Annotated in this window: 19 protein-coding genes; 7 read left to right on the top strand and 12 right to left on the bottom strand. The window is 56.4% G+C overall.

Annotation, left to right across the window (positions count from 1 at the left end):
- Nucleotides 1-80: 80 nt before the first annotated feature.
- The 4 genes from RIB44_03055 to RIB44_03040 form a co-directional block, all read right to left on the bottom strand.
- Entirely contained in the window at nt 81-737 is a 657-nt protein-coding gene (locus RIB44_03055) for a TadE/TadG family type IV pilus assembly protein (protein ID MEQ8615553.1), read from the bottom strand.
- A gap of 61 nt (nt 738-798) precedes the next feature.
- Entirely contained in the window at nt 799-1,902 is a 1,104-nt protein-coding gene (locus RIB44_03050; GenBank protein ID MEQ8615552.1) for a VWA domain-containing protein, read from the bottom strand.
- A gap of 82 nt (nt 1,903-1,984) precedes the next feature.
- A complete protein-coding gene (locus RIB44_03045; protein ID MEQ8615551.1) occupies nt 1,985-2,428 on the bottom strand; it encodes a TadE/TadG family type IV pilus assembly protein in 444 nt (147 codons plus the stop codon).
- Nucleotides 2,429-2,686: 258 nt separating this feature from the next.
- Entirely contained in the window at nt 2,687-2,965 is a 279-nt protein-coding gene (locus tag RIB44_03040; GenBank protein MEQ8615550.1) for a 4Fe-4S binding protein, read from the bottom strand.
- Nucleotides 2,966-3,452: 487 nt separating this feature from the next.
- On the opposite strand from RIB44_03040, the gene RIB44_03035 reads away from it, so the two are divergent.
- Nucleotides 3,453-4,019, top strand: coding sequence for a sigma-70 family RNA polymerase sigma factor (locus RIB44_03035; GenBank protein ID MEQ8615549.1), 567 nt, complete (start codon nt 3,453-3,455; stop codon nt 4,017-4,019).
- A gap of 52 nt (nt 4,020-4,071) precedes the next feature.
- Here RIB44_03035 and RIB44_03030 read toward each other — a convergent pair whose 3' ends face one another.
- The 4 genes from RIB44_03030 to RIB44_03015 form a co-directional block, all read right to left on the bottom strand.
- On the bottom strand, nt 4,072-4,683 hold the full coding sequence (locus RIB44_03030) for a GNAT family N-acetyltransferase (protein ID MEQ8615548.1): 612 nt from the start codon (nt 4,681-4,683) through the stop codon (nt 4,072-4,074).
- A 10-nt stretch (nt 4,684-4,693) separates the two neighbouring features.
- On the bottom strand, nt 4,694-5,497 hold the full coding sequence (locus tag RIB44_03025) for an SDR family oxidoreductase (GenBank protein ID MEQ8615547.1): 804 nt from the start codon (nt 5,495-5,497) through the stop codon (nt 4,694-4,696).
- 124 nt (nt 5,498-5,621) lie between these two features.
- Nucleotides 5,622-5,882 (bottom strand): hypothetical protein, encoded by a 261-nt coding sequence (locus tag RIB44_03020; protein ID MEQ8615546.1) that lies wholly within the window; start codon nt 5,880-5,882, stop codon nt 5,622-5,624.
- Nucleotides 5,883-6,212: 330 nt separating this feature from the next.
- Nucleotides 6,213-7,790: a sigma-70 family RNA polymerase sigma factor gene (locus RIB44_03015; GenBank protein MEQ8615545.1), complete on the bottom strand. Its 1,578-nt coding sequence runs from the start codon at nt 7,788-7,790 to the stop codon at nt 6,213-6,215.
- A gap of 385 nt (nt 7,791-8,175) precedes the next feature.
- Between RIB44_03015 and ispD the strand changes: the two genes are divergently transcribed.
- Together ispD and tyrS are read left to right on the top strand one after the other, a co-directional pair.
- On the top strand, nt 8,176-8,913 hold the full coding sequence (gene ispD, locus RIB44_03010; protein MEQ8615544.1) for a 2-C-methyl-D-erythritol 4-phosphate cytidylyltransferase: 738 nt from the start codon (nt 8,176-8,178) through the stop codon (nt 8,911-8,913).
- Nucleotides 8,914-9,093: 180 nt separating this feature from the next.
- Nucleotides 9,094-10,395 (top strand): tyrosine--tRNA ligase, encoded by a 1,302-nt coding sequence (gene tyrS / locus RIB44_03005; protein MEQ8615543.1) that lies wholly within the window; start codon nt 9,094-9,096, stop codon nt 10,393-10,395.
- 13 nt (nt 10,396-10,408) lie between these two features.
- Here the strand turns inward: tyrS and RIB44_03000 are convergent, their stop codons facing one another.
- The gene (locus RIB44_03000; protein ID MEQ8615542.1) at nt 10,409-11,458 is read right to left on the bottom strand and encodes a DUF1559 domain-containing protein; all 1,050 of its coding nucleotides are present in this window, start codon (nt 11,456-11,458) and stop codon (nt 10,409-10,411) included.
- A 166-nt stretch (nt 11,459-11,624) separates the two neighbouring features.
- Here RIB44_03000 and RIB44_02995 point away from each other — a divergent pair, with 166 nt between their 5' ends.
- Entirely contained in the window at nt 11,625-13,004 is a 1,380-nt protein-coding gene (locus RIB44_02995) for a DUF4147 domain-containing protein (GenBank protein MEQ8615541.1), read from the top strand.
- A gap of 71 nt (nt 13,005-13,075) precedes the next feature.
- Here the strand turns inward: RIB44_02995 and RIB44_02990 are convergent, their stop codons facing one another.
- The gene (locus RIB44_02990) at nt 13,076-14,515 is read right to left on the bottom strand and encodes a DUF1598 domain-containing protein (GenBank protein MEQ8615540.1); all 1,440 of its coding nucleotides are present in this window, start codon (nt 14,513-14,515) and stop codon (nt 13,076-13,078) included.
- 444 nt (nt 14,516-14,959) lie between these two features.
- On the opposite strand from RIB44_02990, the gene RIB44_02985 reads away from it, so the two are divergent.
- The 3 genes from RIB44_02985 (at nt 14,960) to RIB44_02975 (ending at nt 19,069) form a co-directional block, all read left to right on the top strand.
- On the top strand, nt 14,960-17,248 hold the full coding sequence (locus RIB44_02985; GenBank protein MEQ8615539.1) for a hypothetical protein: 2,289 nt from the start codon (nt 14,960-14,962) through the stop codon (nt 17,246-17,248).
- Nucleotides 17,249-17,304: 56 nt separating this feature from the next.
- Nucleotides 17,305-17,697 (top strand): DNA polymerase ligase N-terminal domain-containing protein, encoded by a 393-nt coding sequence (locus RIB44_02980; GenBank protein ID MEQ8615538.1) that lies wholly within the window; start codon nt 17,305-17,307, stop codon nt 17,695-17,697.
- A 190-nt stretch (nt 17,698-17,887) separates the two neighbouring features.
- Nucleotides 17,888-19,069: a hypothetical protein gene (locus RIB44_02975; protein MEQ8615537.1), complete on the top strand. Its 1,182-nt coding sequence runs from the start codon at nt 17,888-17,890 to the stop codon at nt 19,067-19,069.
- Nucleotides 19,070-19,160: 91 nt separating this feature from the next.
- On the opposite strand, the gene RIB44_02970 is transcribed toward RIB44_02975, so the two are convergent.
- Both RIB44_02970 and RIB44_02965 read right to left on the bottom strand, forming a co-directional pair.
- The gene (locus RIB44_02970) at nt 19,161-22,667 is read right to left on the bottom strand and encodes a glycosyltransferase family 39 protein (protein MEQ8615536.1); all 3,507 of its coding nucleotides are present in this window, start codon (nt 22,665-22,667) and stop codon (nt 19,161-19,163) included.
- Nucleotides 22,668-22,684: 17 nt separating this feature from the next.
- On the bottom strand, nt 22,685-24,016 hold the full coding sequence (locus RIB44_02965; GenBank protein MEQ8615535.1) for a hypothetical protein: 1,332 nt from the start codon (nt 24,014-24,016) through the stop codon (nt 22,685-22,687).
- Between the last annotated feature and the right edge of the window lies 1 nt (nt 24,017).

The following is a 24,017-nucleotide window of genomic DNA, read 5'->3' as shown; positions in this document are numbered from 1 at the left end:
AGCCAGCAAACGAAAACAGGCAGCGGAACGACCAGTTCCGTTGCCTGTTTTGCTTAGGTTACTACTAAGGGGCAGTCGCGTTAGTGGCCATTGCCATGTCCGTTCCCGTGTCCGTTCCCATTCCCGGAGTTGCCGTTTCCGGAGTTCCCACCGCCTGAACCGTGATGGTTTCCGTAGTTATTGAGGCTCTCGTCCTCTGATTCGTCCTCACCTCCATGGCCAGGTCCCGGATTGTGGTTGTAGTAGGTTGACCCACCTCCGTCGTGGGCACCCGTAGGATCAGAAGCGGTTTGGGCCGTTTCGTTATCGACGTCTTCGTGTTTCCCTTCGCGTTGTAGGGTCACGGTCTTGAAGATCGACCGCCCCACGAAAAACTGCGGCAAGAAGTAACCGTTGGTGCCGTTCACGGGCACCGTCAGGTTCGCAACCACTTGCGTTGTTCCGTCATTCATCTCCGTCGGGTTGATTTCCAGATTGAACGAGCTGATCCCCGCAATCGTCAGCTCCGCCTGAGCCGCCGCCACGCATTCCGCATTCGTCGCCCCGGGGACGATTCCCTGTCGGGCAGCCGCCATCACGGCAATGTCAGCCGTGTGCATCAGCATGTTCGCGCGGCTCAGCTCAATCCCGCCGAAGACCAGCAAGAACAAAATCGGCGCGGTGAGAGCGAACTCCACCGTCGTCACGCCGCGTTGCTTTTGACTGTTGATATGGAGTCGAGAATGTTGATTCGTCATATCGAGACCCGTTGAGATTTAGCTCTAAATCGGAAAATGTAACCTGTGGCAGCTTTAGCAATCACTGCGTCAAGCGTGCAATCTGGGCTGCAAGTTCTTGGAAGACATCGCGAAGCGAATCGCCATCGGGGGCGTGGTAGTGTCGACCGCCGGCTGCGTTTGCGACGTTCCGCATCGTGTTTTGGTCGGCGAAGTCACTGAAGGTGATTGCGTGGACGATCACCCCCGCGTCGGAACAATCGTTGGCCGCCAGCATCGCGTCACCCACGTTCTCATGGCCGTCGGTTAGCACGATCATAATCTTGTCCGCGAAGTCACGCGATCGGCTTGCATGGGTGAGTTCCGCCAGACCGGTTCGCATCCCCGCTTCGATGTACGTGTTACCGTTCCACACGCCGTTGAGGTAGTCGTCCATCTCGTCTTCAATGCGACTCAGGTCAGTATGAAGCGTGGAGTCAAGTCGACTCGGCTGACTGTAAGCACCACAAAGCGGGGGGCTAAAGTACGACAGGTCACTGGAGTACGTCGCCAGTGCGACCTGTTCTTCCGCATCGGTATCCGCCAAGGCGTCAAGAAAAACTCGAATCGCCCCGTCCAACGCTACCCAGCGACTGTTGCTGTAGGGAGCACTACACAAACGTGGGTCACTAATAAACATGCCTTGCTCGTTGGAATCATCACGCAGCTTCATCGACGAGGAACGATCAAGCACCAGGCAGATATCCACGTTCAAAAAGCTGGCCGTCGCTTGGGAAACCGGTTCAAAGTCTTGACTCCCGACGATCTTGCCAAAGAACAACGGAATCGTCCCGCTAACAGAGCCTTGGTTCCGCCGGCCATTCACGCGAACCGAATTCGGCGGCGTCGCATTAGGCGTGAAAACCCATCGACCATTGGAATCAGGAATCGCGCGACCAATCTCAACGTCCGAGGCAGCCAACTTCAGCGGCGCTCCGGCCACCATGTTTGCTTCTGCTACGTTTAACGCCTTCAAACGGGCTTGGTTGACATTCTCAGTGCGCGACAACTCAGTGGCACCTGCGCGTGCAGCCGCATCAGTAGCCGCACGCAGTTCCATCCGGGCGTTCTGCATATAAGCCAAATCGACGGCAAAGCCGAGGAAGATCAGCAGCACAGGGAGCAGGAACGCGATGAGAGGCAACATGGCGCCTCGTCGGGGATTCCGGCTCAGTGGGTTTTTTCGAGATTCGGAGAAGAGTTTCATTTTGACGCTAACCTCAGTAGGTTTACCTAGTAGCAGCAAGACGAGCGATAACGATATCAGGATTCGTGAAGAACACATTCACTAACAGGTTTTGCGAAGCCGGTACTGTCACCACGATGCTGATCGCATCTCCGGCGGTTGCTTGAGCGACGTTCGTTCCCTCGGGCAAGACTTCTACCGTTCCTCCAGTGATGTCTAAAGCCGTGAGCACTTGCTCAGCCCGTGCGATGACCGACGTGTTCGAAGCATTGGGCTTGGCCAGTTCGAGTGTCGCCTCGTAGGCGGCGCTCGTGGCGGAATGTTTGAGATAAATCAGGCCGCACGCTTGAATCGACCCAAAGACGACAAGCACAATCACGGGCAAGCAAACGGCCAGTTCCGTAGCAGCCGTACCGCGACGCACGGTCCCTATTAAGGGGTGCTTCTTGGCTTTGCTTGCTTGACGATTGCTTAGATCGAACAACATGGGACCGCTTTTTCTCAGGGGAAATGGCAGCCTGTTTCGCAGACCGCCGTATTGAAAGCCTAGCTCGAAAAGCCAGAACAACGCCCATATCGAATCTCGGCTTAGGCGTTTCGCATTAGTTCCCACGCTACGTTGCCGCGCGACTCGCACTATCCCTACAACCGGCCCATCACCGATTTGTGAGGCGCATAGAAAAACGCTGGCCCACTCAAAGTGGGCCAGCGTAATTGATTCACAGCTGGTGTTGTCTTTTCGAGCTTACTCGTCGACAAGTGGCTCTTTCTTCTCGGTGATCACTTCACACTGAGGAGCCATTTCTGCATTGAGGGCAGTAAAGCCTTCCCACTCTTCGGGCACGTTGTCCTCGTGGAAGATCGCCTCAACTGGGCACTCTGGTACGCAGGCTTCGCAGTCGATGCATTCGTCGGGGTGGATATAAAGAATCTGTTCCCCTTCGTAGAAGCATTCGACTGGGCAAACGACTACGCAATCAGTGTACTTGCATCCGAAGCAGGGTTCAGCAACAACGTGCGTCATTGTGTGTTTCTCCTTGCGACCACCCAACTCGGCGGTCTCTGTCATTTCGTCTAGTTTGTCGGCCCCGGCGTCTACGCGATTGGCACAGTCGTCGAAACTACCCCTTTGGTAGGCGATGATACCCCTATCGGCAAACCTCCGGCAAGTGTTTACCTGGGAAGGACTTCCGATTATTAACCTACGGGAATTCCCCTCGCCACGCCGCCGATCCTAAGACTCTGTGACGCAAGCGTCAAGTCATACGCTTAGGCAGACTGTAACGATTGAACCGGTCATGGCGAAAATCCCTAAAGTTTGGGCCTGGGACGGTTTAGGCTGATTGTTCGCTTGCCGCTCGCGTTGCTCGTATTTAGAATCGAAGTAGACGGGCGATTGCTGCTTCTGCTAATACCATGTCAGAGGGTTCACCGAACCTCGGCTTTAGCCTTACGGGCCGGGTAGGCCAGCAGTCCGCGTCTGGGGCGTCCTCTCCTTTCAGGTAACTTTCGTGGCTCTCTCCGACATCGATCGCACGCTCATCGCCGATTGCTTGGCCCACAAAGCCAACGCATGGGAAGACTTCGTTGATCGCTACACCGGCCTGGTTTTGCACGTGATCAATCACTGTGCCCAGAGCCGTTCGATCATGCTTTCCAACTCCGATCGCGAGGACCTCGCTGCGGATATCCTGCTCACGGTCATCCGTGACGACTATCGTGTCCTCAGAGATTTCCGCGGCCAAGCGAGCCTTGCTACTTATCTCACTGTGATCGCTCGCAGGGTTGCCGTTGCCAAGCTACTCAAGCAAAACGAGTCCGTCTCGCTGGACGCGATTCCAGCAGAGGCAGAAGCAGCCACCGACTCGGTCGAGCAACGCATCACGGACCAGGAAGAAGTCCAACGCTTGATCGGACAACTCGAAGACTCAGAAGCCAGCATCGTTCGCATGTATCACTTGGAAGGAAAAACCTACCAAGAGATCAGCCGAACGACCGGCATGCCAACCAACAGTGTTGGCCCTCTCTTGAGCCGCGCTCGCGAAAAACTACGCAGCGCCGAACGCACATCGCTATAAAAAATTGCTCGATAGCTGCGGCTCTACGAGCCGCCGGAGTCCCTGGGAAAACCTAAAACCCCGGCCCGAGTAAATCCACCACGCCCTCAGGCCACTCGGCGTCACTTGGATAGATCATCACCACACGATCCCAGAAGGGATTCGCATCGGGATCGTCGGCCAGCGAATTGACGATTCGATTCTCGATCTCCCGAGCCCCATGCTTCTCGTAAAAGGGTCGGACTTCGATGCTGGTCTGAAAAAGCATGACTTCGAATTCGCCAGAATCGACGACTTGCAAGGCGGCCCGGACGATACGCTCACCCAATCCCCGCCCCCGCTGCTTCGGGTCCGAGCAAACTTTCGCCAAACCGGCAACGACATGTTCTCCTTGAGAAGTTCGAATCTTACGCGGCAGAATGGCGGAATGGGCGATCACCCTGCCATGCTCTCTCATGAGAAAACTCCGAGGAGCCTGAGACTTTGGCCCCGAGTATTTTCCCTGCTCCTCGGCAAGCTGCTGCGCTCGTGACTCAGGCGTTCGATCCGGTTTAGGCCAAACCGTACAAAGAAGTTTACTGATTTCCAACGCCAATGCAGGATCAATGTCATCGACATACCAAGTCTCGATCTCGGGGGTCTCGATCTCGGGCGTTTCAGACTGTGAGGGAGTATCCTTACCCATCGTTTTTCCGTTACCCTTTTTCCATCGTCGAGCGCGAAATCTTCGTGATCAACCACCGCGGCAAGAATCGAATCAAGCCGTGCAGCAGTATCTTATTCTGCAGTCCGTGCACCGCGACGGTTTTGCCGGAAAGCATCGCTTCGTAGCCATACTTAGCCACATCGTCCGCCGAGGCCGCTGAACTAAAGGCCTGAGTCGCACCCGCATCGGCCCGATCTGCAAAACCTGTCTTCGTAGCACCGGGACAAAGAGCCGTGACCGTGACTCCAGTGTCTGCTAGTTCATTCGCCAAGGCTTCGCTAAACGAAAGGACGTACGCCTTGGTCGCATAGTAAACGGCTTGCAAAGGCCCCGGAATGAACGCTGCCGCAGAAGCGACATTTAAGATCTTCCCGTGCCCACGCTCAACCATCGCCGGGGCCAGCTCGCGCGTCAGTGCGGTCAAAGCAAGCACGTTCAGCAGAATCATACTACGATCCTGCTGCCACTCACGTTCGATAAACGGTCCATGCCCGCCAAAGCCCGCATTGTTGATCAGATAGTCGATCTGGATTCCCTGACCACGAATCTCCTCCGCCAGTTCCTCGCCGGCAGTCGGAGTCGAAAGATCACGCGGCAAGATCGTCACATGGACTTTGTGCTTCTCCTGCAACTCACTTTGGAGTTCAGCCAGTTTTCCTTCGCTACGCGCAACTAAGACGAGGTTTCCTCCCCGCGCAGCGTGGATTTCGGCGAACAACTTACCCAGGCCACCAGAGGCCCCGGTGACGAGGGCTGTGTTTCCTTCAGTTTGATTGGAAAACTTCGCGTCCATAAAAAGACTCATCAAAAAAATTTAGCCGCAGATGAACGCTAATGAACACAGAGACGATTGTAGGAGCCGTTCACGGAACGAGAAACATCCGCGTTTATCCGCGTCCATCCGCGGCTAATAAAAACTATTCAGCGTCGTCACCCGGCTTCTCAAGCGCTTCGCCAATGATCTTCGACAAATCGAAATGGCCCGCGTCGATCGAATCGAAAATCGATTCCCGCGTCGTCTGCTTGTCGTACTCAGCGACCTTGAGCATGATCAGCTCAATCTCCTCGTCGCTATGGTTCTGCTCACGTAACCAGCCGATCAACTCCCCATGGCGTGGATCATCTTCTTGGGGATCTGCGTTCTGGGGTTCGTCTGAGGAGGGCTGTCCGTCGCTCATGGTCGTCTAGCTCGGAGGAAACAAGGATTTCGCTGTGGTTCGTCAGTAGCGTAATCTAGCAAGTTTCTCGCAATCGTGCGAAGCGAAAAGTCCGTTGGCCCGAGGGGCCAATACACCCCTAGCCGGTGGCGTGAGCCTCCGGGATGCATGAACATGAAAATCTAAGACCCGTAGGGGGGACACATCCTCAACCCCGGAGTCTGTGTCGACCCTACAGGCCTCTGTGCTTGGAACTGGAACTTTGTCCGGAGGCTAACGGCACCGGCTAGGGCTATTGCTGCCCTCCGGGCATCCCTGTACGCGATCAACCTTCCCGATGGCACTGCTTTACTACCGCCCCTCCACCTGCTCCTCAAGCTCCGCCAAGAACGCCGCGATTCGCTCATGCACGGCTTGGGTCTGGCTAATCGAAATGAGCCCATTGCTGATCGGCTCGCACATTCCTTCCCCGGTGCCATTGACGCTCCACGAATCATGTTCCACAGTCGCCTCAAGGACCTTGGTGATTGCGTCTGAGTTGAGACCTATCGGGTTGACGTCGTAAATGCGCGTTTCCAAATAGCTATCAGCAACATCTTGTGAAGTAATCAGTAGCACATCGTTCTTTACCAGATAAGTAAGATCCTCGACCTGAGCCAACATCAAATTGAGAGCAGACTTCAGCGGCAGGTTGTTCAGCTTTATGGTGACTTCTGTCTCTTCGCTGATGGCAAACTCCTCAAGGGCGGGTCGGTCGAAGACGATCGTAAAGCCATACTCTTCGCTGATGACATCGATGATCTGATTAAGTGGTATCTCTTGAAAATCCAAAGAGCTCGTCAGTGTCTCTTCCAATGTCTCGTAGATTCTACGTTCAGAGACACGAAGCGTCCGCGGGAGGTAAGCAAGATAATTTTTCCCCGCATCTGAGAATGGGTTATAGCCAATCGCTTGCGTCTTCGCCGGCTCAGCAATCGGTGTCGATACTTCCGTTGTCGCCGCAGCAAGCTGCACGGCAACATCTTTCAACGGTTTCGCAGCAGGAGAAGCGTCGTCGCCCGCCAGCTTCACAGCACTAGCTTCCTCTCCAGTCGAACCCGCTTTTGCCCCCTTTTCACCAGCTAACCCGAACGTCGCCCCAGCAACAATCAAAACGCTTGCCAAAACCGCGGCGGGAATCATGGAACTTTGCATAGCAACTACCTCCGGACGTGCGAGTGAAACCGCTCCTTCGTAACCTGCTGCCAACTCCTTGCCGGCAACCCAGGACAAGCTGGCCTGGACCGTACTTTCCACCAGTGTTTCGAGCGTAGCCGCTTCGAGCGACTGGCTGGCCGAACCAAGCGTCGCCACGGCCAACGGCAAACTGATTTTCTTCAAGGCGAGCCGTCGCCGCAGCTTCTCTTTTCCACGCCGTTGGCGACCCTCGACGGTGCGGACCGTCAGACCCAGTTCGGCGGCGATCTCGGGATTCTTCTTTCCAAGCAGATAATGCAGGACGAGCGGTTCGCGGTACTTCTTCGGCAACGCGTTCAGCTCATCATCCAAAACCGCCCGCCAATGGCTATCCGTTAAGTCAGCAAAGACATCTTGCTTGTCCATAACCTCGGTAATCAATGTGTCTTCTCGTCGGCGAGCACGCTTCTGCGCCGCCCGCAAGGCGACACGATAAGCCACGCCATACAACCACGGGCCCAACGTGCTCTTGATCTCAATCCGGTCCGCCTTCTGAGCCAGCACCATGAAGGTCGCCTGAAAGGCTTCCTCCGCGTCATGACGACTGTGCAAAACCCGCGTGCAAACACCAAGCACCAATCCCGAGTGTCGCTCAACAAGCTCGCGAAATGCCGCCTCGTCCTTGGTTTGGACAAATCGCGCTAGCAGCAGGTCGTCAGGCGGCGTTTGCTTCTCAGGCTGATCGTTCTTCATCGCTCTATCATGATAATCCCGCGCAAGGTAAGACTCCGCCGCTTTTTTTGCTTCGCCCGCAGTTGCTGGCCAAGAAACGTGGCAGCGACCTACGCCGAATTGCGATAGACTACAGATGCCCCGCAATCGATCAGCACCCTTCGTCAGACGATGGTTGTTTCAAAGCCACTTACGTCAACGACTCTTGCTTCTTCCAGAGTCCTACAGAGAGCAAAAGTAAAAGGCACGATGTCAGACGGTACACTTAAACGACCAAGATGCCAGGACTTACAACCATCGGGCAGAAAACCGAAGCTGGACTTTTGCACGCCCAAACCGCAACTGCGTGCATAAGTGCAAAACCTACGATTGACGTAACTACCCCCAACACATTCCCTGGAACCCAATGCCCAATTTTGCCGTCATCCTCCCCGCCGCCGGAGCCAGCCGCCGCTTTGGGGACAAGAACTACAAAAAGCCGTTCGCCATGCTTGCGGGACGAGCTGTCTGGTTGCACTCGGCGGAAAAGTTCCTCGCGCGGGACGACGTCAAGCAAGTGATCGTCGCTGTGGCCGAAGAAGATTTGGAGACCTTCCAGCAAAAGTTCGGAGCCAATATCGTCATCCTCGGAGTCGAGGTTTGCACGGGCGGAAAGGAGCGGAGCGATTCGATCGCCAATGCAATCGAGAAGTTAAAGCCGGAAATCGACCACATCGCTGTTCACGACGCGGCCCGGCCCTGCGTTACCGAGAAACAGATCGAGGCCGTGTTCGATACTGCTACAAAGACTAACGCCGCATTGCTGGCAACGCGTGTGACCGGCACGCTGAAGCGGGCCGGTCAGGGGGAAGTGGTTTCGGAAACCGTGGACCGGACGGGACTCTGGGAAGCTCAAACCCCACAAGTGTTCCGACGCGATCTGCTGGAGAGTGCTTACGCCGGTCGAAGCGACGAGCCGGCCACCGACGACGCTCAGTTGGTCGAACGCCTCGGCGAAGCGGTGACACTCGTCGAATCTGCACCGACAAACCTAAAAATAACCACGAAAGCCGACCTCCGCCTTGCCGAGCAGATCCTCAAAGCAGCTCCCAAACCAAAGACCGGAGGCGTGAACCCCTTCGCCGATGATGACCTCTGGAGATGAGAAGCTACGGACCTCAGACTTCGGGCTTCAGGACTCGCACGGTCGACTCAAGAGCCCTGAAGCCTCAAAACTTTGAGCTACAAACGCATTGCTCGCGAGTCGTTTCCGCGTTTCGCAGCCACGAGACTATCACTATCATCAAGCATTCATCCTTCATTCCTCAACCTTCATCCCTAGCACATGACTTTTTTTGAAGAACTCCAGTGGCGCGGTCTCGTACACCAAACGACCGCTGACGAGAAGATTTCCGCATGGCTCGATGAAAAGCCACGCACCGTCTATGCCGGCTTCGACCCCACGGCCGATAGTCTGCACGTTGGCAGCTTGCTCGGCCTGATCGTGCTGCGACGCTTCCAACAGGCCGGACATAAGCCGATTGCTGTTGTCGGAGGTGCCACCGGAATGATTGGCGACCCCAGCGGCAAGAGCGCTGAACGAAATCTCCTCAGCAAGGAAGCCCTCGCCAAGAACGTCGAGGGCATCGGCCAACAAATGCGGCAGTTCCTCGATTTCGAGGCGAAAGAAAATGCCGCGGTCCTTGCCAACAACTTCGATTGGACCGGTTCTTGGAGCTACCTCGAGTTCCTGCGCGACATTGGCAAGAACTTTCCGGTGAATGTGATGCTCGCGAAAGACTCCGTAAAGAGTCGACTTGGCCGCGGCGAAGAGGATGCCAACGACGATGCAACCGGCATGAGCTACACGGAGTTCAGCTACATGCTGCTGCAGGCATACGACTTCGTCCACTTACATGACGAGCACGGCTGCGAAATCCAAGCCGGCGGCAGCGATCAATGGGGCAACATAACCGCCGGCATCGACCTCGCTCGTCGGATGGGACGGCCGCAACTCCTTGGTCTCACTTGGCCGCTGCTTACGAAAAGCGACGGCACGAAGATGGGCAAAACCGAGAGCGGTGCTGTTTGGCTCGACCCGGCGCGGACTTCGCCCTACCAGTTTTTCCAATACTGGGTCAACGTCGACGACGCTGATGCCTCGAAGTGTCTGCGGATGCTCACGGACCTGTCACGCGAGCAAATCGAAGATATCGAAACCGTCCAAACCGCTCACCCAGAAAAGCGAACCGCTCAAAAACGATTGGCGGAAGAGCTGACTCGTTTGGTCCACGGAGAACAAGGATTAGAAGTCGCTGAACGGGCTACCTCGATTTTCTTTGGCGCGGAGATCGCCGATTTGAACGACGAGCAGCTCGGTCAGATCTTCTCGGAAGTCCCCAGCAAGGAATTGCCGAGTGATAAGCTTACCGGCGAAGGATTGCCGATCATCGAAGCGCTTCGCGAAGCGGGACTCTCCAAAAGCAACGGCGAGGCCCGACGCACGGTCGAACAGGGAGGAGCCTACGTCAACAACCGTCGCGTGGCAGGGATCGAACAAACCGTCACGACCGCAGACCTAGCCAGCGAAACCACCGTGGTGCTCCGCAGCGGAAAAAAGAAGTATGCCTTGCTGCGGTTTAAGTAGCCCGAGGAAAACTTTATTGCTCCAGCGTTGCCACTTCCCCACCATCGCGAGTCGAAGCCGCACGCCAAACCAGGAGGTCAATACTGTTGGTCACGCTCTTCACGGAGCCATCCATCATCGCCACGTTCACGAGGTCGCCTGAGTGGTAACTGCGTGAAGTGACCGCGGCATAAGTTGGGTCCTCATTTTGCAGAGCCCGATAGTCAGCAGCCGACATGCCGGGGGTCCAACCATCAACGCGATTGCTATTGAAGTCGACATCGTAAGTCACCCCGTCAGCCACATGAGGCACAACCGTATTGGGAGCGAACGTCGTCGTGAAGCCACTTTGATGTACGCGTCCGTCAATCCACTCAGTATGGCCGCTGTTTTGTTTGAAGTTTCCACCCAACCCGCTGATTTGGCTGGGATCCGTGACGACAGGCTGGTCGCCACCAACATCGCGTAAGTAAGGAGTCCAACCTTTCACCTCGGCAATCATGAGCGTGTTGCTCATGCCATCGGCAATTTGGCGACCGGGCAAACCTTCGTTCGGTGGAAAAGGACCGTCCGTCTCGCCAGTGGCAGGATCAAACACCTTCCAGACACCCCAGTTCACACCGTAGTTCGTGATGTAGTCACGTGGCTCGCCATTACCATCGAGCCGCGGCTCGTCGCGTTCTTCCGAAGGACAGATCAGAGTTTCGACGCGTTGCGATTTTAGGAGAGCACCATTCAAAAAAACGTTGTGATAATCTTGGTCAAACTCAAAAGCTCCGGCGAGGTTTTCTTGCTCAACATAAGGAAGCACGCGTGACAAGGCACTCCAGCGATACTGATTCACGCCTAAGTGCAAGCTCGGAGGGAATTCGCTACGGGCACTCTCATAGTTATGCATCGCGAGAGCCAATTGGCGAACATTGTTCGAGCAGCTCATTCGTCGAGCCGCCTCACGAGCCGCCTGGACCGCCGGTAGCAACAACCCGATCAAAACACCGATAATGGCGATTACCACCAATAATTCTACTAAGGTAAAACCTGTAGATTGGCCACGCTTGGCACTGGAAAATGAGGGGCTTTTCATCTATTTCGGCTCCAGAGGGAGTTAAGGAGGGACTTGCTAGTGAGACTCACTCTCAACTTGCAGAATCGATTATCGGAAACTGGCCCGACGAGTCAACGAGGAAAATGATTAAACGCTAAAAAACTTGCGAAAACGTTTGGGGCTCTGAATGGAAGCCCTGATACTCATGAAAAACCCCTCAAAACCACGTTCTGAAAAGCAGCTTCGCGACGATGCCCTGGCGATCTGGCAGGCGGGGGTCGATGCCGTTCGTCCGGCGAATCTCATCCCCGAATGGGTTTCGGTGCAGAACGAAACGTTGCTCATTGGTGATCTCGAACTTGCTCTTCCTCAGATTCGACGGATCGCCGTGGTGGGTGTTGGGAAAGCAGGGGCCGGAATGGCGGTTGCTTTGGAACAAGCGCTAGGCCCGAAGCTGATGGCGGAGAAGCGGCTCGAAGGCTGGGTCAACGTGCCGGCAGATTGCATTGAGCCGACGCAGCGCATTCACCTTCACCCGGCTCGACCAGCCGGAGTCAACGAACCGACCACCGAAGCGGTGTCCGGCACTCAAGAGATCCTCAATCTCGTTAGTTCGCTTGATGAGAACGACGCCTGCCTCTGTCTAGTCTCGGGCGGGGGATCGGCGATGCTGCCCATGCCGATTGAGGGAATCTCGCTCGAAGACAAAGTCGCGCTCACGCGGGAAATGTCGGCGAGCGGTGCGACCATCCAGCAGATGAATCTCGTCCGACGCTCACTCAGTCAGGTCAAAGGCGGAGGCTTAGCGAGAGCTTGTCGTGCGGGCCGGATGATTTCGCTCATCCTTTCCGACGTGCTCGGCGACGACTTAAATTCGATCGCCTCGGGGCCAACGGTTGCCTGCGGCGATGAGTCCGCAGAGGCAGTCAAGATGCTCGAAACACTAGGACTCACCGGAAGTGAACACGGTCAGCGTGCCGTGGCTGCCATCAAAAGCATCAACGGTTCGAAAATCATGGAGCCAACTGCCGAGGTCACCAACCTCGTGATCGGCAATAACGCCACGGCAGTTGATGCTGCTGGTGTCGTCGCCGAAAGACTCGGATACAGTCACGCGATGACTTCTGCTCGCGAACCCGAGGGCGCAGCAGAAGAGATCGGTCGGCATTTGGCAAACATGGCCAGCACGATGCGTCAGAACTTCGACAAGACCGAGTCAGGACCAGATTGTCTCATCTCAGGAGGCGAACCCGTCGTGAAACTCGCCCCGAAAGAAAAGCGAGGGCGCGGTGGACGGAATCAGCAGTTGTGCCTAGCGGCACTCGATCACCTCAATGACTGGAAGGGCATCGCATTGCTCTCAGGGGGAACCGACGGGGAGGACGGGCCTACCGATGCCGCTGGGGCAATCGTAACCGAGACAATCGCCCGACAAGCGAAAGAGAAGGGCTTGGAGCCAACTGATTACCTGCAAAGAAACGATGCCTACTCGTTCTTCGAGGAACTCAATAGCTTAGTGAAGACCGGACCTACGAACACAAACGTGTGCGACCTGCGAGTGATTACAACGAGCCAGGGCGTTTAGCCGCCGAGCTTGCTCGGCGCTGGTGCGAATACCGTGCAAGCGCGGTGCGAGCACCGCGGCGAAATAATCGATCAGTCCCACCACCATTGGTCGGCAGGCAGGTCGCTCAGATCGATTGAATCGCGTACTTTGGCGACGTCGCCTTGCTCGTCAGCAATCAAGTTTTGAGAGCTGAGAGCTTGGTCGGCTCGAATTTCAACACCACCACCAACAGGAGTCATCAACCGGCGATTCTTCCACATGCTGTTTACCGCAGTGGCGACTTGCTTTGGCGTGTTAAGGTTCTGCACGGGGTAGAGCTCCTCGTTTCCTAAGGCACCAAGGTCCCAACCGGCCGCTTCGTACAAGCCGTTTTGTTGGATAAACGCTGCGGTGACAAGCAAATCAACACAGTTGCGAAGTTGACCGTAGACCGGAGCCTTGCTGGCAAGTTCTTCAAAGTTGTCCGTGAAGCTGCGAGTGAACTTGCGGCTGGCTCGGCTTTGGCCGCCCGAGCCCGAACGCGTTCCCGTCCCATCAACGACTTCGTCTTCGCCAACGAGTTTAACCCCCGAACCAACAAACTCAGCCGCGTGACCATCTTCGCTCACTTTGACGCGTTCGTAGTTCGGCACAAAGAACCATCGCTGCATCGCGTTGCGTGCCACAGTGGCGGGGTTCGCCAGGGCGACATAGCTGGCAATCCGCACCGGGGGACGCTCCAGGCCGATGCCGATGAGTTTCATTCGGTAGTCAGCTTCGACCAATACCTGAGCAAAGTGCGTATTCGCAGCCACGCCGCCAATCGAAATGGTCTGCAAGCCGAGGCTTTCACGAAGTCCTTCAACGACAAAGTTGGTGAACTGTTGGTCGCCGATGCTGCGGGGGCTGCCGACTCGACTGAGGAACTGCTGCATCCGCTGCAGACCCTCTTGGGTTGGATCGATCGAACAGTAAACGAGCTGGTTCTTTTTACCTTCTGGAGCAAAGGTACGCAGGGCGACGGCAAGGTCTTGCAGCTCCATAATGGGCTGGCCAGTCTTCATGCCGATCACGCGACCGGTCTCGGTCTCGACCCAAGGCTCTGCAGGCCCTGCAATGACAATGTCTTGCGTCTCGGGATAGAAGAACACGTACTTGATGCGAGTCAGACCGGCGAGGTTTTGCATCACCTCATCGGGGCCATGACCATCGGCAATTGCCTGATCGACGAGCCCAGCCAGTCGCGTCAGAGAAACTTTCCGAAGCTTGCTTGGCTGTTGAAGATCACGCTCAAGATTTGCCCAAGCTTCGGCAGCGCGTCGCTTCAGCAGTTGGCCCGTGCGATCGGTTGCGGCGACCCGGCGCAGAACGCCGTCCGCATCAACGGCCACACCGGCGAACTCACTGGCACCTTGGGTGCTTCCCGTGCCTGCACCCATCCCAAATTGTGCCAACGCCTTTGAGGACGCGCTAAGCGAGAGTGCCAAGCAAACGGCAACCGCGAGGGTTGCTTTCCCGAAGCCTGAACCGACTCGATCACGAATAGACATAGAAACCTCAGATTTACCGATCTTGAAGTCCGACCCGCATATGCTTTCGAGGCGAAGTGCCTCTGAGCCGAACGCTGTTCCGCTAGTTCCCCATGGTGTCGAGATATCGTAAGTCGCTATCTCGCCCTTAGTTCTGATGGTAATTCGGGGGAGCTAGGGAAGCAAGAAATACGGCTGGAATCCCAGGAAAAGATCGCCCCGGTGGGGTTCATCGCCCTCGTTCCGGGGAACTGCTGGTAGGACCACCGCTATAGCCGGCAAAATCGATCTCTTCGCCCAGATCATGTGGTCGAAATGCCACATCCGGCGTTGGAAAAACGCCTCATGACCTTCTCCAGGCGTTACAGTTTAACGCCGCCCGTGCGCGCCGAGCGTGGGGACGGCGCGATACGCACTGCTGGGCAAGCCAGCGGTGGCACCCAGCAAAGAAACTGCTGACTCCCCATGCACTCCCCCACAGCGACAGCCCAGCGACGTGATTTACCCACCTTGGTGGTGGTTGCGCTCGCGATCTGCATTGTTGGGCTCTCAGGATGTGCCGGTTTACGATGCCCGCGGATCGACCCGACGGGTGAGAGGCTGCTGATTTGGCCGAAAGATCAACCCCGGGCAACGCCCGTGGTGGCGGGTAACCCGACCGCTCCTCCGGTTCTGACTGATCCCTTCTTTCCAGCTCAGCCAGCGACTGCCGTGCCGGTCCAAGCCGCTCGGCCACCGGAAGTTCTGAAAGTCACTCCAGAGCGGATCCTCGCCCCTATTGGGAGCGAAGTCGTGATCAAAGCGGGCATCTGCGAGGAGAGTGGGTATCTGCTTTCCGATCAGAAACTCGAATGGCAACTGGCTCGCAATGGCGTCGGACAGTTTGTTCAGGTTGGTGGCCGAGGATTGCTCGAGAAGGCGCTGCTGCCTTGGAATGCCAGCGAGAAGATCGATAACTACTACGCGACGGGTTACACCGCTGCTTCGCCGCTTTGCATTACCCGGGGTACCGCTGACCCTAACGACGACATCGCGATCCGTCGCGGCGACGGTTGGGCGAGTGTCACCTCACCCGTCGAAGGCACAAGTTACGTCACCGCTTTCGCCCCGAACGTGGCAACGTGGGGGGCGCGGAAGAGTACTGCTCAGATCCACTGGGTAGACGTGCAATGGACCTTCCCACCGACTACGGTGCAAAGCAACGGCCAGCCTCAACTGCTAACCACCACTGTCACCCGTCAAAGCGACGGCACGCCGCTGGAAGGTTATCTCGTTCGCTACGAGGTCGCCGATGGCGGGGCCCTCCGCAGCGGAGAAACGGGCCAAGTCGTTGAGGTTCGTACCGATGCTCAAGGCAAGGCAACCGTCGAAGTTGCTCCGACCGACTCTGGCGCGAGCCAATCGAGGATTGACACCCAGTTGGTCCGTCCCGCGGACTACGCCGCTGGCACGTCGCCCCGTCTGGTGATTGGCAACGGCACGACGATCGTCAACTGGAACGGCAACGAGCCTTACTTCACACCGGGAACAGACCCAATCACGCCGCGGCCCACGCTCCCCGACGACGGGGCCCGCCCACTCAATCCGATCCCCGTGAATCCAACACCAGCTCAGCCTGCCCGTCGCCCACAGCTCGATTTGAAGATCTTTCGAGCTGACCCTGGGGAGGTTCAGGTTGACGGAACGGTCCGCTTTGAGGTCGAGATCACTAACGTGGGTGATGCCACGGCTACCGGACTAGCATTGAGCGATCGCTTCGAACAGGGATTCCGACATCTGCAAGACCCAACCGGTGAGCAAGAAATCGCCAAAGATCTCTTTGGAACGCTCGCTCCTGGACAGAAAATGAGCGAGTTCATCTCGTTCGATGTGACCCGCGCAGGTCGAATTTGCCACGATGTCACAATCACTTGTGCTGAAGGCGAAAGAGCGTCGAAACGTGCGTGTGTCGATGCCGTGCAGCCGCCACCTGAGTTACGGCCTGGGGTGAAGATTACTAAGACTGGACCTGCGAAGAGCGTTGTTAATGAAGTTGCCTTGTTCACTGTCACTGTGACCAACACGGGCGAGACGCCACTGACGAACCTCGATATCACTGACAAATACCCGCCTGTCCTTGCTCCTCAGCCTGGGCGCGACTACGAGAAGTTCGGCAACGATATCGTGTGGCGGATTCCGCGTCTTGAAGTGGGCGATCAGCGCCGATTCGATGTCAATGCACGATGCCTCCAGCCAGCGCTAAAAGCGACCAGCATCGCCGAAGTGAGTGCGCTCAGCGACACGAGTTCGGGCCGAGTCAACAGTGCCCAGGAGCACGAGATGGAGATTCTCCCTGCTCGCGGAGGCGGTGGTGGGGTCGGTGGTGTACCTGCACCGACAGGCAATAGCCTTCTGAAGATTCAGCTAACTTCCCCGAATAATCGACTCCGTGTGGGGAATCGCGTCAGGTATCGTATTGTCGTTGATAACCCCACGAATCAAGTCGACAACGGAGTTGAAGTCGCAGTTGTCTTTCCAGCCGGAATTGCCCCCGACTTGAACAGCGTTCAGGGCCCCCCGGGAGTGCGAACGAGCATTCAAGGAAACACGCTTAGTTTTACAGAAGTCACGTCGTTACGGGCTGGCGAGCAACTGGTCTATGAGTTCGATGCCAGTGCCAATCAAACCGGCAACGGCACGGTTACCGCTTACGCCAGGAGCGACAACGACCCTAATGGGGTCAACGATGGCGAGCCAGTTGAAGTAGTTTTCTGAACACTGGTGATCGTGGGCAGTAGGCAGGGGGCAGTAGGCAGTGTTAGTGTGAAGCGATGCCCCGCTTCGTTCTTTTGCGACACGAATGCCCTGAAACTCTCGGCAAGAAAAGCCACTGGGACTTCATGCTTGAGCATGAAGAGGTACTACTAACCTGGAACTTGTTTGAGTTGCCCAAGTCGTGGGAAGATGACTCAGCGGCTAGGCCACAAGCGGCCAGTCGTGGCTCAGCCGCAGTGAAGATCCACGACCATCGGCTCGCGTACCTCGATTACGAGGGGCCTATCAGCGAAGGGCGTGGCGAAGTCACGCGAGTTGATCGTGGAGAGTATCGAATCGTTGAACGAACTGACGCACACTGGAGGGTCGAGCTTCTTGGAGATCGTTTCAAAGGCGTGATCGAGCTTCGTCATAAGGATGGGAGCGATTGGGAACTCTTGACCAAATAGATTTCGCAGTTTCGTTGTAGCGCTAGACCTCACGACCAATCGGCATAACCCAACCGGTCGTCTCGACCCGACCCTGAAAGTTTCTTCACACGGCACGTTTTGAAGCTGCCGATCTCTACAGTTGTACGGAACACACTTCGCGGGACGCTACGTTGGCGGTCGTCCCGCTTGGGCATAGGAGGCACCAGCGATGTCACGTTCAATCAATCAGCAGTACCGCAACACTTCTACCGAAGCTGGCAGCGAATGGTGGAAGTTGCTCGCAGCCGTCGGGCTCACCGTGGCAATTGTGTACTTCGGTCACATGCGGCCAGCGGATCGCAATCTACTGTTGCTGCAACGACAGTGCCACGAGCTTAACTTGGCGGTCAACCAACTGACGCGTCAAACCGTTGCCGCCGACGGCACACTTGGCGTGATCGAGTCGCTCTCCGTGCAGAACGCACGCATTGCCGATGCCGAAGCCAAGCTCGACGCGATCAGCGAGCGCTGGGACATCATTGCTGCGGAAGCTGAGAGAATTGCTGACCGCACGGGTGAATTCGCCGAGCTAGCCGAAGCCAAGTCACGGCTCGCGTCCCATAGCCAAACGCTCGATCAAGTGCTTGATGCGGTCGACGACTTGGAAATCGTTCGCCAAGACATGAAGGCCTCGCAACAACAGCTCAATCGAGTTGGCGCCACGTTGGCGAACCTCGATGCCCTGCAAGGCCGCCTTACCCGTGCCCTGGAACGCGTCGAGCGAGCTGCCCCCGCGCTCGACGCGGTGGATGCCCTGTGCAAGGAAGTCGCGATCTCCGAATCCATGTTGGCCACGAGCCAGGAGAAGCTCGCAAATGCCACCGACAAGAGCTACCAACAAGCCGCCGTGCTGAGCAATCAGATCACCGCTCAAGCGAATGTCATGTCGAAGTCGAATCGCTCGCTCCAACAAGCAGTCGCTAAGCAAGCCAGCAGCTTAAGCTCCTCGGAACGGACTCTGGCGAAGAGCAGCCAGCAGATTGACGCTCTGCTCGGACTGCAGAATCGTGTGATCTCCAACACGGCTGATATCACCGACGCGGAAGCGACGCTCGAACGGCTAATCGACATGCAATCCTCTGTGCAACTTGCTGATGAGACGCTGAGCGACATCCAGCACATGGTAGTCGATGTCATGCTGATCCAACCAGCCGCTGAGCGAGCCGTTGCGGCCTTGAAGCCAGTCGTTGAGTTTACTCGGATGAGCCGTCGTCTTGATCCGAAGATTCGCTTCAGCAGCAAGCCAGAGCCGACGAAGGAAGAGAAAGCCGAAACCACGAAGGTTTCTGCAGACGACAAAGCCAACGACGACACGCTCGATATCGCGACGACGATTTTGAATTGGTTCTAGAAAAGTCGGCAGGGGGCAGTGAGCAGTCGGCAGTCGGCAGTCTCGATAGATTGTCTACCGAAACTGCCGACTGCCCCCTGCTAACTGCCCACTACATGACCCCATCACGTCGGAAGTTGTTCGAGACTCCAGCGTTTGCGTCCCAGAGAAAAACTGTCCAGAGATAAGTTTCGTGCTTGATTTCGCATTGCTGACGTAAGAAAAGTTCAGCACGGGCACCCGGATATTGCCAGCGAATATTCTTCCCACGAGTGCGGAACTTCTCGCGATTGACGACGACCCAAACGCGTTCGTTCTCGCGGAAAACTTTCTGTAGCTTGTGAAGGCTTCCCACGGCTTCCGCCCCTGCATTGCGGTCTACGAGTTTGCCGTCGCGCATCACCACAAAATCGTAGAGCAAGGGGATGCTCAGGTCGTAATCGACCCCGCCTCCTTCGAGGTGCCCCGCGTGGGTGTGTGGTTCGGTAGCCATGAGCTTGTCGCCGGGACGACGCTGGCTGTTGACGAAACGCATTGCTCCGGTCGAATCTCCGAGAATCTTCGTGTCGTACGAATCGACCATTCTCCAGGGAGACCAACTAATCACGACAGCGGCAAACAGCACGCCCCCTAAGCAGAGCGGTAGCCAGTTGTTACTGCCGTGATCGAGCTCGCGACAAAAGGCGAGTCGGCTCAAGCGATGGACCAGGGCACGCATGGCATCCAGGCTCAGCAAAATCCAAAGTGGAATTAGCCAATACTGATATCGCAAACTGACGTGGGTCACTAGCAGATTCATCAACACCACACCGGCGATGAGCATAAAGTTGAGCGCAAGAGTCGGTCGATGCCTTTCCTTCCAAACGAAGGTCAGCCCGAGGACCAACAGACAGCTCAACGGCAGGTGTAATCGCGAGTAACCCACGAGCAGTGCGAAGAAGTTCCAGGGCTGCCAGAAGTGCGGTTTGACAGTGGCTTCCAGGCTGGGTGAAACACCTTCTACCCGGGTCAGGCAACGTGTCTGGAATACCAGATAATCCAGCGCGATGGCCGCTAGCGCAAACCCGGCAAATACGATCAGCTGGAGATTTGCTTTCCAGCCGAGTTCCCTGGCGAACAAAACGTAGCCGACCGCCAATTGAGCACCCATCGCGGCACTAATCTCTTGGCTGAGCACACTCGCTAAAAACGCAGCGATCGTTAGGCACCGAAAGACCTGCCTCTGCTCAAAGACGAACCCTTTGCAGAACCAATAGACGGTAAGCAGCGCAAAAAACTGCTGCATCTGATAGAAGCGAGCAACGTGCCCGGTGAAGACTTCAAACGGGTGCAGAGAAATCAGCACAAGCGCACCCAAGCCGACCCAAGGGCGGTTCATGAGACGACTACCGAACAGATAGGCGATCCATGCCGTGGCAATGCTAAACACGACGCTCGGCAGGCGCAAGCTCCAGATTGAATCTCCAAAGAGTTTGACGATTCCGGCACCGACGTAGTGGTAGAGCGGGCTCCGGGTATAGTAAACACCCTCGGGCACAAACCCTGGAACGCCCGTCTCTGCGATGGCAAGAATCGCCTGGGTCGAGGCGTACTCGTCATCGTCCAAGGGCTGAAAATCGAGCTGGTACCCACGCAACAAACCACAGCCGACTAGCAACCAGAACACAGCAAGCCGCCATGTGAGAGAGCCTGGTGTTTCTCGAATGAAACGAGTCACCCTGCTAGTCAAACCTTCACTGGTTCGCGAACCGGCACGGCTCGCCGCTGTTAGCCAAAGCGTCAGCCAACCAAGCCCGACGGCAACAGAGAAGACAATGCGCCAAGTAACGGGGAAGTGGAACCAGAGCAGCTCTTGTCTTTCGGCGAAGCTACTTTCGACGAGGAGAGCAGCAAAGACAACCAGCGCTGGGACGAGCATAGCACCGGTGAGCCAACGCAGAATTCGGCCTGTGCCAAGTACGGTATTGCGGTTTACGATTCCAAAACAGCCAAGGGCTAGGCTAGTTAAGGCGGCGAAACCGCAAGCGAGGAGGAAACTCTTGGCGGCGTGGTTGATTGCTTGGTGGCTTAGTTCTCCTTGGCCTGCCACCCCTTGATACTGGAGCTTGGGGAGCAGACGACCTGAGTCGACAAGTCGTCCGTGTGAGACTGCTTGTTCAGAAGCAGAAGTTTCAAGCTGCCCGCGGACCGTCCAAGTCTCGTTTGTGTGGATGCTCGACTTACTGCCATCGGCTGACACAGACGCCCCGTCTAGTGAAACGCCTGCCGACCAGTTGGCTGGCTCAACGTTGGGGAACTCCGAAAGTCGGACCGCGACGCGATTCACTCCAGGTTTCAGTAACGCTGCTATTGAGTAAGCCGTGTAGCAAGCTTTCCCACGATCACGGGCTAGTGCTTTGGGGGTCACTCGCTCTGGCACTGGAATCGGACGATCGAGTTCCGTCGGAGCGAATGGGGAACGTTCGGTGATTGAAGGGTCTGCTGGCTCGACGCCCACCTCTTCTGAGCCGGAGTTCATCCAGGTCGACATGCGAAAGTCTTGCACGGCTGCCGTATCGGGCGAAGTGTGCATGCCACGAGGTGACTCGAAACGGTCGCCTACAAAAATCGAACCCGTTTCGTCAGGATCAAGCAGTTCGGGGTTAGCTGCCGGGTCGCGTCCGTTTCGTGTCCCCACCAGCCACTGCCCAGTTGCCAACTCGTGTGAAGCACGCGTGTGTCCTTGGACCAACTTGTTGTTGATGAATAAGTCGTACGGGCGGTTCGTTAGCAAACGAACCCAAGCGTCGCGCGGCGCTGCTGCAAGGTTCCATTCAGACTCGAACCAAACCGATTGAGAGTTGCCAACCTGCGAACTCGTCAGCCACTCCCCTTGATGCGCTTCTTGATAGAGCACCACAGGAAAGGTGCGCCATTGGGAGCCGCCTGGCAGGTCTGCGAGAAGGGCGTAGCGCCAATCGGTGTCCAAGTAGTCGGGAGCGGTCCAACGTGTTGCTCCGATGCCTTTGGGAACTGGCTCGGCCCGCCAATCAGGTCCGCTGGCAAGTGAAACCATACGGCCGGAACGTAGCTCAACCTTCCCGTCAAACTGCACCTTCGCTGGGGCGCGGCGAGAGCGGACTTGGACGCCGATTACGTTTTCCCCACGCTTTAAGTAAGCCGTCGCGTCAAACCAAAGCGGCAGGTTGGCAGTTCCTTGATCGGCCCACTGGTACTCGCGGGGAAAGTTCAACGCCATCGCGGCATCAGGCGTGTGCCGTTGGCCTGGCTCGCTGATGCCCGTCTGAAACGGCCGTGTAGGACGCCAGAGGTAGTGCCGCCCGACAGGATTACCGTTGATCGTTACCTCGAACGCATCGCAGGCGGAAACGGCCATCCAAGCGTGTCGGACGTCCCCAGTCAGAACAAACTTCTTGCGAAAGTACGAGGAATAGTTTTCTTCGCCAGCAGCTTTGATCCATTTGCCGGCCAAGGTAACCGACTGCACACCGTATCGGTCCGCTTGCTGCCAACGTTGATGAACATAAACCAAAGCTGCCGCGCATAACCCCGCCACGACGATCAGGGAAACTGCTGATCGTAAGTAGCGGGACGGTGGATTGGTGGCGAGGTTATCCATAAATAAATTGGTCGTGGCTACTTCTTAGGCCGCCGTACTCGCTGAAGATGTTGCTCAACGATTGCTGCGTTTCCCTCTGGTTGCTCCCTATCGGGCTCTTGATTCAGTGCAAGTTGCAAACGCTGACGTTCAGCCTCTGCTAGAACGATTTTTTTGTTTGCGAATTGGAAAAATGAATAGGTCTCATGCAAGCGTTCCACGCTCTCGTTCAGCTTCTGTGAGTTACCTTGTCGAAGGTGAACGAGTTGTAAACAGTACAACGCTTTGAGGTTGGCTGGCTCGTTGGCGAGTACCAGTTGAAGCTCGCGTGCTGCGGCGGCGTTGGCACCCGAGTTCAGGGTATGCACAGCAGAACGCAAAACCGCCCGACAGGCTCCGCGACGGACGTTCTCCCGGGTCTCTGTATCACCTAACATCCGCTCGTAGATCTCACTCGCTTGTGCATACCTACCTGAGCGCTCAAGCAGATTCGCCTGATAGAGAGCTGCTGAATGCGTCTCACGTTTCAAGTGCGACTCCAACAAACCGACTTGCGCGACCAAGTGAGTATCGTGCGCGAGCGGTGGGTAGGCGACTGCGGCTGCTTCGAGCTCACTCACAGCATTCGCATACTCGCCTCTTGCCGTTGATTGGCGAGCCGCTTGGATAGACTCAGCCGCTAGGAAAGGAGGCGTGAGTACGATAACGCAGCCCGTTAGCAAACTTGCTCCGAGCGTCTTGAGGCCAAGGCTGACGGCACGCGATCGGACACGGCCTTTGATGCTGACTGTCGCGATCCACAGGCAAGATATTCCGACGAAAGCCATCACCCAGCCCCGTCGCATGAATTGACAAAAAGTGTTCCCGTAGCCAAGCCACTCAAGCAGCTCCCAGAACTTGGAAGGCTCGATTTGAAGAATCGACCATTTCGGCAAGGGCACGATTCGCATCGCACGTGGGGTGTCAACGACGTAGGTACGCAGTTCTTTGCCCGTCTCGCGATACTCGAAGCTGGTGGAAAGGTCGCCGCCCAGCCAAGTTAGGTTTTCGTGTTGCATCTGCAGCCAAGCTGCTCGGGCTCCCGTCGAGTCGTCCCAAAGCATCACGAAGTAAGGAAAGAATAAGAGCCCCGCGAGTGCCAAGCTGGATAGCACAATCGAGGTCCGTCGAAGGCGGAATACCTTAAGCCCCACGACAACTGAGAAGCCAATAAAGATCACTCCGAATTTGAAAAGTGATACGGCAGCCGGCGTCTCGGCGAGAACCTCACCGTGACTTGCGGTGGGTAATGCAAACCAAAGCTGCGTGCCGCTAAGTGCAACCAGCCCTATGCCTGCTAGAAAGATTGCCCAACTGAGTAAGCGATTCATA

The organism is Lacipirellulaceae bacterium, assembly GCA_040218535.1.
Taxonomy (GTDB): Bacteria; Planctomycetota; Planctomycetia; order Pirellulales; family Lacipirellulaceae; genus Adhaeretor.
The sequence above is the reverse complement of the archived record's forward strand: the minus strand, read 5'-3'. Positions and strand labels throughout refer to the sequence as shown.